The following is an 11,054-nucleotide window of genomic DNA, read 5'->3' as shown; positions in this document are numbered from 1 at the left end:
CGCGCGGTCAGCCCGGCCGATATCGCCGGGGCGGTCGAGGTGCGCGGGGTGCTCGAAGGCCTGGCCGCGCGCCAGGCGGCGGAGCGCGGTATCGATGCCGAGGTGCGCGAGGCCTTGCAGCAATGTCTGGAGCAGGGCGACCGGCTATTCCACAAAGGCCATGTGCTGGAGGAAGACCTGGAGGCCTACCACGACCTCAATATGCGCTTCCATCACCTGATCATCGAAGCAAGCGGCAACCCGGCCATCGCCGAGGCGTTGGCGCGCAACGACCACCTGCCATTCGCCTCGGTCAGCTCGCTGGCGGTCGACCTGCACGACATGGCCCGCGAATACCGCCGCTTCAATTTCGCCCATATGCAGCACCACGCAGTGTTCGACGCCCTGGTCAACGGCCAGGGCGCGCGGGCCGAGGCGATCATGCGCGAGCATGCCAATGCGACCCTGCGCTATGCGGAGATCTTCGGCCCGAGCAAGGTCGCCAGCGAGGGGCTCAAGGTGATTCAGAAGGGCCTGGCAGAAGAGCTGTCGTAGGCGCGGATCTCAGGTCGTAGCCTGGATGCAATCCGGGAGCGATTTGCTCGACGCCAGATTGCCCCGGATTGCATCCGGGCTGCACGAGCGAGGTAGGGTGGATGACGCCTTTTTCATCCACCATCGCGGTTGGTGAATGGGTGAGTCGTCAGCTACGCGCTCCGATCCACCCTACGCTCTACAAATCCAACACCAGCAAAGGACTCTTCGCCCGCGAGCAACAAGGCGTGAACTGGTCGTTCAGCGCCTGTTCGGCTTCGGTGAGAAACAGGTCGCGGTGTTCCGGTTCGCCGGCCAGCACCCGGGTCAGGCAGGTGCCGCAGATGCCTTGCTCGCAGGACAGCTGAATCTCGATGCCGCAGGCCTCCAGGGCTTCGGCGACGCTTTTGTCGGTGGGGATCTGGATGATCTGGCCGCTGCTGGCAATCTGCACGGCGAAGCTGCCGTCGTTGTCGTGATCAATGGGTGCGGCGGCGAAATATTCGCGGTGGGCGCGCTGGTCGGCCCAGCCCTGGGCCTTGGCGGTGCTCAGTACATGCTCCATGAAGCCACCGGGGCCACAGACATACAGGTGCGTGCCGGGATCGGGCTCGGCGAGCAACGCGGCGGCATCCAGGCGTTGGTCGGCTGGGCCGTCGTCGAAATGCAGGTGCACGCGCTCGGCAAAGGGCGAGGCCCGCAGGCGCTCGACGAAGGCTGCGCGTTCGCTGGCGCGGGCGCAGTAGTGCAGCTGGAAATCCGCGCCGAGCTGGTGCAGGCGCTCGGCCATGCACAGGATTGGGGTGATGCCGATGCCGCCGGCGAATAGCAGGCTGCGTTGGGCATCCTCGCTTAGCGGGAAGAGGTTGCGCGGTTCGCTGATCAGCAGCGTTTGGCCCACCTGCATCTGCTCGTGCATGGCCTGGGAACCGCCGCGGGAGGCGGGGTCCTTGAGCACGCCGATCAGGTAGCGCTGGTTTTCATCTGGGTGGTTGCACAGCGAGTATTGGCGGATCAGGCCGCCGGGCAGGTGCACGTCGATGTGGGCGCCGGCAGTGAATGCCGGCAGCGGCGTGCCGTCGCTGCGGGCGAGTTCGAAGCTGCAGATATCCTGGGCCTGGTTGTTGCGTGCGACTACCGATACTTCGATCATGGGGTGCTCCTTGCACCGGCGGTGCTGGCAATCAGTTCGGCCGGTTCGGTCGCTGCACGCTCTTGGGCGATCAGGCGTTCGAGGACGCGTCGCGACTGCACGCCGCCGGCATCGATATTCAGCTTGAGCAGGGCGCGCTGCGGATGGGCCAGCAGGTTGGCCTGCTGCTGCTCGAGCATCTGCAGGTCTTCGCTGAAGATCTTGCCCTGGCCTTCGCGGATGCTGTCGGTGAGTTCCTGGTCGTCGGGCTTGAAGCTGCGCGCCATGCCCCAGAAGTACCAGATCGAGGTCTCGGTTTCCGGGGTGATGAAGTCGACCACGATGCTCGCCGCCTTGTCGGCTGGCGCGGCCTGATAACCGCCCTTGCCGGCGTGGGCCACGCCGACTTCGATCAGCACATGGCTCGGCGTGGTGAAGCGGCAGATCTGCCAGCGGTCCACCGGCACATCGTCGGCCAGGCCGTTACCGCGCAGGGCCATGCGCCAGAACGGCGGGGCCATGATGTTCTGCATATGCCGGCTGGTGACCACGTTGTCGCCCTCGACCCTGGTCACTGGCGCGACCTCGTCGATCTCCTTCTGGCCGATGCTGGAGGCATGCACATAGGTCTCGTGGGTCAGGTCCATCAGGTTGTCGATCATCAGGCGGTAGTCGCAGTTGATATGGAACAGGCCGCCGCCATAGGCCCAGGCCGGGTTGTCGGCCCATTCGAGGTGGTGGATCAGCGCTGGGTCGGCCTGCTCGGCGTCACCTGGCCAGACCCAGATAAAGCCGTAACGCTCCTCCACCGGATAGCTGCGGATGCACGGAAAGCCGCGTACGCGCTGGCCCGGCATGTCGGCGGTCTTGCCGTCGGCGCCCATGGCCAGGCCGTGGTAGCCGCAGATCAGCTGGCCGTCCTCGACGAAACCCAGGGACAGCGGCGCGCCACGGTGCGGGCAGAAATCCTCGACCGACGCGACCTTGCCTTGCGGCCCGCGATAGAAGGCGATTCTCTCTCCGCAGATTTGCCGGCCGAGGGGTTTCTCGGCGATCTCATCCGGGGTGCAGGCTACGTACCAGGTGTTTTTCGGGAACATGGGGCTCTCCTGAGTGGGCCTTTGTTTGTTGTTATTGGATCCAATGATTGCCGTGGCGTGGTTGAGTGTCAAAGTAAATGGCTGTGCGTAGGGCTTTTTGTGGTCGATTATCGGCCAGTTAAATATATTTATGGATGGTTAAGCGTTATTTGGCGTGCTGGCCGGATGTTCCGGCTTTGGAGATTCTTTGTATTTGGATCCAGTTGTTCGCCGGCAGATCGAGTCGTTTCCGTGGTGCGCTCGCCGAGGGAGGTGCTCGGGGCTAGTGCTTGAAGGTGTCTGGCTGGGATGTTCGCGTTGTGTGGCGAAGCGTTCGCGGCTAAAGCGGGGTGCCGTGGCGGGGCGAATATCGATGATGGGTTACGGCGCGCTTGCTCTTCTGGCGGCAGGTCAATTTGCCGGCGCCTAACCTGCGCGGCCCGACCTAGGCGGCCCCACCCATCCTACGGTCTTGGTCCTTGAGCTGGAGGGATAGTGATTGCTCAATCCACGCTGCTGCGTGAACTCCGTAGGGTGCGCTACGCGCACCGGGTGATCGTGGCGATGGTGCGCGCGGCGCACCCTACGGGCGATTGGCTACTCGCCCGCCGGTCGGCGCGACAGGCGATAGGACAGTTGCGCGCGGGTCAGGCCGAGGCGGCGGGCGGCTTCGGAGACGTTGCCTTTCACCTCGTTCATGCAGTGGTCGATCATCGCGTCTTCGACTTCCTGCAACGACAACCGGCTCAGGTCCTTGTCGCCGAACAACGCGTGCAGTGCTTGCGGTGATTGCGCCGGGGCTGGGCTGGTCTGCTTGTCGGTTTGCACCTGATCGTTCGGCGCCGCGGCCAGTTGACCGCGCACGCCGATGGAGAACATTGGCTGGGCCAGGCGTTCGCCGCTGGTGAACAGGTGCGACAGGTCGATGGCGCCGCCGTCCGGCGCGCTGATCACGCCGCGTTCCACCAGGTTCTGCAGTTCGCGGATATTGCCGGGGAAGTCATAGCCGAGCAGGGTGTCGGCGGTACGCGGGGTAAAGCCGCTGAGTTGACGGCCGTGGCGCTGGGTAAAACGCTGCAGGAAGTGGGTCATCAGCAGCGGAATATCCTCCTTGCGTTCGCGCAGCGGCGGCAGGTGGATCGGGAATACGTTGAGGCGGAAGAACAGATCCTCGCGGAACTCGCCACGCTGCGCGGCGGCACGCAGGTCTATGTTGGTCGCGGCGACCACCCGCACGTCGACCTTGAGGGTACGGCTGCCGCCGACCCGCTCGACCTCGCCTTCCTGCAGGGCGCGCAATAGCTTGCCCTGGGCCACCAGGCTGAGGGTGGCGATCTCGTCGAGGAACAGGGTGCCGCCATCGGCGCGCTCGAAACGTCCGGCGCGCGACTGGGTGGCGCCGGTGAAGGCGCCGCGCTCGACGCCGAACAGTTCCGACTCCATCAGGTTTTCCGGGATGGCGGCGCAGTTGATCGCGACGAAGGGCGCGTCGGTACGCGGGCTGATGCGGTGCAGCATGCGTGCGAACATTTCCTTGCCGACCCCGGATTCGCCGGTGAACAGCACGGTCGCCTGGGTCGGCGCGACCCGCCGCAGCATATGGCAGGCGGCATTGAAGGCCGAGGAGATGCCGACCATGTCGCTGTCCTGTGCCGGTGTCGGATCGACTTGCAGGGCGGTCGGCAGGGCGCCTTTATCGGCACTTTTCTCGCTGGCCTTGCGTGCGGCCGTGCTGCCGCCGCTGCCGACGAAGGGTTCGGCGTTGAGGTCAGCCAGGTCTTCCTCTGCATCGTCCCATTCCTCCGCGGGTTTGCCGATCAGCCGGCAGATGTTGGAGCCGGTGGAGCGGCATTCGACCTCGCGGTAGAGGATCAGTCGGCCGACCATCGCCGAGGTGTAGCCGGTGGCGTAGCCGGTCTGCATCCAGCAGGCCGGCTCGGTGCCGATGCCGTAGTGGGCGATGTGCTCGTCATCCTCGCTGGAGTGGTGCCAGAGGAACTCGCCGTAATAGGTGCCCAGGTTCATGTCGAATTCGAAGTGCACCGTTTCGACCTTCACCGCGCCTTCGATCGCATGAATGATCGGGCCGGCGGCGAATACGGCCAGGGTGTCGGCCTCGGGGAAGCGTTCCCTGACCAGCGCCGCATCCCGTGCGCCGCAGTGGTAGCCGGTGCGCAGCATGATGCCGCGGGCGCGGGCCAGACCCATGCTATCGATCAGCTCGCGGCGCAGTGCACCGAGGCCGCTGCTGTGCATCAGCAGCATGCGCGCGCCATTCAGCCAGATGCGCCCGTCGCCGGGGCTGAACAGCAGGGCTTCGGTCAGGTCCTGCAGGGTGGGGGCGGCGCTTGGCGGCAATTGCTCGCTGGCGCCACGGGTGGGGGTTTTGCGCGTATTGCGGGAGAGTTCGGCCAGGGAAATCAGCTTGTCTGCCATCGGAAAACCCTTAATCGGATTAATCATAATCCGCATAGTGCAGCATGAAATTACTGAAATCATCACTTTTTTGAGGCCTTCAGCACCTTTCGTCCGAAGCTTCTAGCCGTCTGCAACCGCTGTAAGCGGCGTGTTTCAAGGGCTTGTTGGTTATTGCCATTAGCTGGCATATCGATTGCTAGAACTAGTTACCGACATTAACTAATTCGGCAATAACAACATGGCTTGGCTGCCGCCGCCCTTTCGCCAGCAGTACAAGCACGACTGAATCGGGAAACCCGCATGAAGCTGACCAACAAGACGATAGTCGTGACCGGGGTTTCCTCGGGCATCGGCGCCGAAACTGCCCGAACCCTGCGTGCTCATGGGGCCACCGTCATAGGTGTGGACCGCAACGAACCCAGCCTGAGCCTGGATGCTTTCGTCCAGGCCGACCTCAGCCATCCCGATGCCATCGATGCCGCCGTGCAGCAGCTGCCGGCGCAGGTCGATGGCCTGTGCAATATCGCCGGGGTGCCCGGCACCGCCGATCCGCAGTTGCTGGCGCGGGTCAACTACCTGGGCCTGCGCCATTTGAGCGAGGCCATGCTGCCGCGCATCCGCGAGGGCGGGGCGATCGTCAATGTGTCCTCGGTGCTCGGCGCCGAATGGCCGCAGCGTCTGGAACTGCACCGCGCCCTCGGCCTGGTCTGCGGTTTCGCCGCAGGCGAAGCCTGGCTGAGCGACAACCCGGTGCCTGACCAGACTTGCTACCAGTACTTCAAGGAAGCGCTGATCGTCTGGACCCAGATCCAGGCGCAACCCTGGTTTATGGACACCTCGGTGCGGATGAACTGCGTGGCCCCCGGCCCGGTGTTCACTCCGATTCTCAACGACTTCGTGACCATGCTCGGCGCCGAGCGGGCGCAGGCCGATGCCCACCGCATGAAGCGCCCGGCCTATGCCGACGAGATCGCCCCGGTGATCGCCTTCCTCTGCGCCGACGAGTCGCGCTGGATCAACGGCGTGAACATCGCGGTGGATGGCGGCCTGGCCTCGACCTATCTCTGATCCGCATCACTGGGTGGGTCCACTACGCCGGTGCTGTTGTGCCGGCAGTGGACCTGGAATTCAACGGCGGCTGAACCTCGGGAGATCGAACAAGGCGTTGTAGCCGGAGCAAGTCCACTGCACTGAACAAACCATCCAGCCTCGGCGGCCATGTGGCCGACGGGCAGTTTCGATAATAAGAACAATGAGGAAAGCCATGAACAACAATAGAGGTCTTGCCACCTTCATGCGTGCCGCACTGGCCACCGCCATCTGCACCGCACTGCCCCTGTCGAGCGCCAGTGCCATGCAGTTCGACCTGGGCGATTCCGAGTGGCGGGCGCGTTGGGACAACACCCTCAAATACAGCCTGGCCTACCGCCTGCAAGGGCAGGACAGCGCCATCACCGACTCGCCGACCGCCGGCGGGCTCTATCCGAATATCCAGAGCCAGGGCGACAACAACTTCGATCGTGGCCTGGTATCCAACCGCCTGGATGTGTTTTCCGAGTTCGATCTCAGCACCCGCAACTATGGTCTGCGCATAAGTGGCGCGGCCTGGTACGACGATATCTACAACCAGGACACCGACAGCGACCTGCAGAAGGACTTCCTCAGCGAGACCCGCAAACTGCATGGCCGCGATGCCGAGATCCTCGACGCCTTCGTGTTCGTGCGCGGCAATGTCGGTGAGGCGTCCCAGGGCACCCTGCGCCTGGGCCGGCACAGCCTGATCTACGGCGAAAGCCTGTTCTTTGGCGGCAACGGCATCGCCAACGCCCAGGGGCCGATCGACGTGGTCAAGCTGCTCAGCGTACCGGGTACCCAGTTCAAGGAAATCCTGCGTCCGGTCAATCAGGTCTCCGGTCAGTTGCAGATCAACCCGCGCCTGTCGGTCGGCGCCTACTACCAGTTCGACTGGGAGCGCTCGAATGTACCGGGTGCCGGCAGCTACCTGAGCGATGTCGATGCCGTTGGCGAAGGCTCCGGTTCCTTGTTTACGGTGTTCGGTAGCGAAACCCGGCATGGCAAGGACATCGAAGCCAAGGACTCGGGGCAGGGCGGTGTGCAACTGCGCTACAAGCCGGAAGATACCGAGTTGGAACTCGGCTTCTATGCCGCCCAATACCACGACAAGACACCCAGCGGCCTGTACCTGGATGTGCCGTCCCTGGCTACCTACCACCAGGTGTTCGCCGAGGACATCAAGACCGTCGGTGCCAGCTTCTCCACGGCATCCGGGCCGTTCAACTTCGCCGGCGAGGCCTCGTTGCGCTGGGACGCGCCCCTGGTCAGCAACCTGCAGGTGGTGGCGCCCGGCATGGCCGCGGACAACAACGGCGACGCGCTCTATGCCAAGGGCAAGACCGCACATATCAACCTCTCGACCATCTACCTGCTGTCGCCCAATGAGCTTTGGGATGGCGGTTCGGTAATCGCCGAGTTGGCCTGGAACCGCACCCTGAGCGTGACCGACAACCGCGCGGCGCTGGATTCCAACACCACCCGCGACGCCACGGCGTTGCGCATATTGGCCGAGCCGGCGTACTTCCAGGTGGCCGACGGCCTCGACCTGAGCGTACCTGTGGGCCTGGGCGTGGTGCTCGACGGGCGTTCCTCGGCGGTGAGCAAGGCCGGTTTTGGCAACAGCCACGCTGGCGACTGGAGCCTCGGGCTCAAGGCCACCTACCTGCAGCGTTGGGACTTCGGCGTCAACTACGTGAACTTCTTCGGCAAGAAGGGCGCCGGGCTGCGTGAGGACGGCAACTTCAGCTATGCGCAGTCGCTGGCCGACCGCGATTTCGTCTCCGTCTACGTGAAAACCACATTCTAATAAGAGGTTTTATTCGCCATGCACAGCAAATCTTCCTTGCGTATTTCGGCCTTGGCCATTGCCTTATTGACCACTGGCCTGGTGCAGGCGGCGGTCTCCCCGGACCAGGCCGCGCGGCTCAATGCCGACCTCACGCCCCTGGGCGGCGAGCGCGCCGGCAACGCCGACGGCAGCATCCCTGAGTGGACCGGCGGCTACACCCAGGCGCCGGCCGGTTACCAGAGCGGCGACAAGCGCGCCGATCCGTTCGCCGCCGACAAGCCGTTGTTCTCGGTCAGCGCGAGCAATATGGCGCAGTACGCCGAGCAGCTGGCCGAGGGCACTCAGGCGCTGCTGAAGAAGTACCCGGACTACCGCCTGGACGTCTATCCGACCCGGCGTAGCGCCGCGGCGCCGCAATGGGTGTACGACAACACCCTGCAGAACGCCACCCGCGCCACCCTCGAGGAGGCCACCGAGAAAGTCAGCGACGCCTACGGCGGGATTCCCTTCCCGCTGCCGCAGAACGGCGCCGAGGTGCTGTGGAACTACCGGCTGTCCTGGCAGGGTGCCGACACCTTCTACGTGCCATTCGACACCTGGCTGATGACCGCCGGCGGCAAGAAGCTTCAGGCCACCCGTGCCCGCTTCTGGTACCAGCATCCCTACTACTTCAAGGAAGGCAGCCTGGACACCTATGGCGGCAAACACCTGATCGGCAAGCTGGCCACCGAGCAGCCGTCGTCCAAGGCCGGCGAAGGCCTGATGACCCACTGGGACATGGACCCGGCCAAGCGCGCCGCCTGGCAGTACCTGGTCGGCCAGCGCCGCGTGCGCCGTGCGCCGAACGTCGCCTACGACACCCCGGACTTCGTCACCTCGGGCGTGGGCTTCTTCGACGAGGCCTTCATGATCTTCGGCCCGACCGACCGTCACGACCTCAAACTGGTCGGCAAGAAGGAACTGCTGGTGCCCTACAACAACAACCGCGCGGCGGCGGCGAGCAGCGACGAGTTGGTCAAGCCTGGCTTCCTCAATCCCGATCTGGTGCGCTGGGAGAAGCACCGGGTGTGGGTGGTCGAGGCCACTCTCAAGGCCGGCAAGCGCCACGTGGTGCCCAAGCGCACCTACTACGTGGACGAGGACTCCTGGCAGGTGCTGCTGATCGACGGTTACGACGCGCAGGGCAAGCTGGGCCGGCATAACTACTCGCTGACCCTGCTCGCCCCGGAAATGCCGGTGCTGACCGCCAACGTCATGTGGGGCAGTTACAACCTGGAGACCGGCGCCTACTTCCTCAACGCCGCGGCCAATGACCTGAAGGTGCAGTACCAGGCCTATCCGCGTCCGTCGGCGTCGTTCTTCACTCCCGATGCCATGGCCAGCGACAGCATGCGCTGATTGACCTGCTGAGGGCTTACTCCACGCGCCTATGCCTTGGTGTCGGTGCGTGGGGCTTGGCCCTCTGGATAATTCTTCTGCAGTGGTTGGAGCGCATATGATCGGTAACTGTTCATTCACCCGGGCGTTGCCCCTGCTGTTGACCGCGCTGCTGTTGCCCGGCTGGTCGATGGCGCAAACGGCGGCGCAGTCTGCGGCCGGCGCGCAGATACCCCTGCTCGAGCAGCCGGCGCTGCAGAGCGCCAAGGCGCAGCGTGCCGTGCTGCTGGCCGTGACCCGCGCCAGCGAACGCCTGGTGGCGGTCGGCGAACGCGGGATCATCCTGCTCTCGGACGATTCCGGGGCGAGTTGGCGCCAGGCCCAGGTACCGGCCAGCGTCAGCCTCACCTCGGTGCAATTCGTCGACGCCGAACAGGGCTGGGCGGTGGGGCATCTCGGCGTGGTCCTGCACAGCGCGGACGGAGGCGAGACCTGGAACAAGCAGTTGGACGGCGTCCAAGCCGCGCAGTTGGCGCTGGCGTCGGCCCAGCAGAGCGGCGATGCCAAACTGCTGAAAGCCGCCGAATGGCTGGTCGCCGACGGCCCGGACAAACCCTTTCTCGACCTGTATTTCAGCGACCGCCGGCACGGCTATGTCGTCGGTGCCTACGGCCTGATGTTGCGTACCAACGATGGCGGCAGCACTTGGCAGGCCTGGATGGGCCAGGTGGAAAACCCCGCGGGCCTCAACCTGTACGGCATTCGCGCCCAGGGCGATCAGCTGTTTATCGCCGGCGAGCGCGGGTTGCTGCTGCGTTCCAGCGATGGCGGGCAGTCCTTCCAGGCGCTTGAGTCGCCCTATGAGGGCAGTTTCTTCGGTTTGCTGGCCAGCCGCAGCGGCGGCCTGCTGGCCTACGGTCTGCGCGGCAACGCCTGGTGGTCGAGCGACCGCGGCGACAGCTGGCGCCAGTTGGACACCGGCGTGGAGTCGGCCCTGGCCGCCGGCCTGGAGCTGAACGACGGCCGCCTGTTGTTGGCCAGCCAGAGCGGTGAATTGCTGCTCAGCGGCGATGGCGGCATGCAGTTTGAACATCGGCGCACCCGTGAGGGCGCGACTGTCGCCGCCGTCGAGCAGGCGGCCGATGGCAGCCTGACCAGCGTCGGTCTGGGCGGTTTGTCCGCCCGCCAGGATATCCAGGCCGTGGCCCGCCCTTGAGCGGCCACGCCAGCGCACCCCGCGTAGTTAGGAGTCAGATGTGAAATACGAAAAACCGTCGAGCGCAATGCACAGCCTGATCGACCGCCTGGAAGACTTCGACCGCGCTTCGGGCAATCGGGTGGAGCGGCTGATCTTCAACCACCGGCCCTGGGTGATCCTGCTGTGCCTGCTGGCCACCCTGGTGCTCGGCTGGCAAGCCGCGAGTATCGGCATCAACGCCAGCTACGAGAAGACCATCCCCAGCAAGCATCCGTTCGTGCTCAATTTCCTTGCCGAGCGCAGTGAGCTGAGCGGCCTGGGCAATGCCCTGCGCATCGCCGTGACGGCGGAGCAGGGCGATATCTTCAGCGCCGACTACCTCGACACCCTGGCCAAGCTCAACGACGAGATCTACCTGCTGCCGGGCGTCGACAAACCCTATATGAAGTCGCTGTGGACGCCGACCACCCGTTG

General features: G+C 64.7%; 8 protein-coding genes and 1 pseudogene. 6 read left to right on the top strand and 3 right to left on the bottom strand.

Annotated features, from left to right (window positions below; all coding sequences use genetic code 11):
• Nucleotides 1–534 (top strand): GntR family transcriptional regulator (locus ABZE94_RS16380; RefSeq protein WP_372876548.1); only part of this gene is annotated, 534 nt, incomplete at its 5' end.
• 178 nt (nt 535–712) lie between these two features.
• On the opposite strand, the gene ABZE94_RS16375 is transcribed toward ABZE94_RS16380, so the two are convergent.
• From ABZE94_RS16375 to ABZE94_RS16365, 3 genes are all read right to left on the bottom strand, one after another.
• Nucleotides 713–1,666 (bottom strand): 2Fe-2S iron-sulfur cluster-binding protein, encoded by a 954-nt coding sequence (locus tag ABZE94_RS16375; RefSeq protein WP_372876547.1) that lies wholly within the window; start codon nt 1,664–1,666, stop codon nt 713–715.
• Nucleotides 1,663–2,745, bottom strand: coding sequence for a Rieske 2Fe-2S domain-containing protein (locus ABZE94_RS16370; RefSeq protein WP_372876546.1), 1,083 nt, complete (start codon nt 2,743–2,745; stop codon nt 1,663–1,665). Before ABZE94_RS16370 ends, ABZE94_RS16375 begins: the two co-directional genes overlap by 4 nt.
• Nucleotides 2,746–3,321: 576 nt before the next feature.
• Complete coding sequence (locus ABZE94_RS16365) at nt 3,322–5,160, bottom strand: sigma 54-interacting transcriptional regulator (RefSeq protein WP_372876545.1); 1,839 nt, start codon at nt 5,158–5,160, stop codon at nt 3,322–3,324.
• 282 nt (nt 5,161–5,442) lie between these two features.
• On the opposite strand from ABZE94_RS16365, the gene ABZE94_RS16360 reads away from it, so the two are divergent.
• From ABZE94_RS16360 to ABZE94_RS16340, 5 genes and pseudogenes are all read left to right on the top strand, one after another.
• Entirely contained in the window at nt 5,443–6,210 is a 768-nt protein-coding gene (locus tag ABZE94_RS16360; protein ID WP_372876544.1) for a coniferyl-alcohol dehydrogenase, read from the top strand.
• 196 nt (nt 6,211–6,406) lie between these two features.
• The gene (locus tag ABZE94_RS16355) at nt 6,407–8,023 is read left to right on the top strand and encodes a DUF1302 domain-containing protein (protein WP_372876543.1); all 1,617 of its coding nucleotides are present in this window, start codon (nt 6,407–6,409) and stop codon (nt 8,021–8,023) included.
• An 18-nt stretch (nt 8,024–8,041) separates the two neighbouring features.
• Nucleotides 8,042–9,403 carry a DUF1329 domain-containing protein gene (locus tag ABZE94_RS16350; protein WP_372876542.1) on the top strand — a complete coding sequence of 454 codons (1,362 nt, stop codon included), beginning with the start codon at nt 8,042–8,044 and terminating at the stop codon, nt 9,401–9,403.
• Between the two features lie 169 nt (nt 9,404–9,572).
• Entirely contained in the window at nt 9,573–10,598 is a 1,026-nt protein-coding gene (locus ABZE94_RS16345) for a WD40/YVTN/BNR-like repeat-containing protein (protein ID WP_372876549.1), read from the top strand.
• A 67-nt stretch (nt 10,599–10,665) separates the two neighbouring features.
• Nucleotides 10,666–11,054: pseudogene (locus tag ABZE94_RS16340) on the top strand (RND family transporter); the annotation flags it as partial.

The sequence above is a fragment of the Pseudomonas sp. genome (genome assembly GCF_041601375.1).
Lineage (GTDB): Bacteria > Pseudomonadota > Gammaproteobacteria > Pseudomonadales > Pseudomonadaceae > Aquipseudomonas.
This window is presented reverse-complemented; position numbering and strand designations above follow the sequence as displayed.

What these genes read in the sequence shown, in the direction of transcription:
- ABZE94_RS16355 (WP_372876543.1), top strand. Translation starts at nt 6,407, where the DNA reads ATGAACAACAATAGAGGTCTTGCCACCTTCATGCGTGCCGCACTGGCC.
- ABZE94_RS16375 (WP_372876547.1), bottom strand. Translation starts at nt 1,666, where the DNA reads ATGATCGAAGTATCGGTAGTCGCACGCAACAACCAGGCCCAGGATATC.
- ABZE94_RS16370 (WP_372876546.1), bottom strand. Translation starts at nt 2,745, where the DNA reads ATGTTCCCGAAAAACACCTGGTACGTAGCCTGCACCCCGGATGAGATC.
- ABZE94_RS16350 (WP_372876542.1), top strand. Translation starts at nt 8,042, where the DNA reads ATGCACAGCAAATCTTCCTTGCGTATTTCGGCCTTGGCCATTGCCTTA.
- ABZE94_RS16365 (WP_372876545.1), bottom strand. Translation starts at nt 5,160, where the DNA reads ATGGCAGACAAGCTGATTTCCCTGGCCGAACTCTCCCGCAATACGCGC.
- ABZE94_RS16360 (WP_372876544.1), top strand. Translation starts at nt 5,443, where the DNA reads ATGAAGCTGACCAACAAGACGATAGTCGTGACCGGGGTTTCCTCGGGC.
- ABZE94_RS16345 (WP_372876549.1), top strand. Translation starts at nt 9,573, where the DNA reads ATGGCGCAAACGGCGGCGCAGTCTGCGGCCGGCGCGCAGATACCCCTG.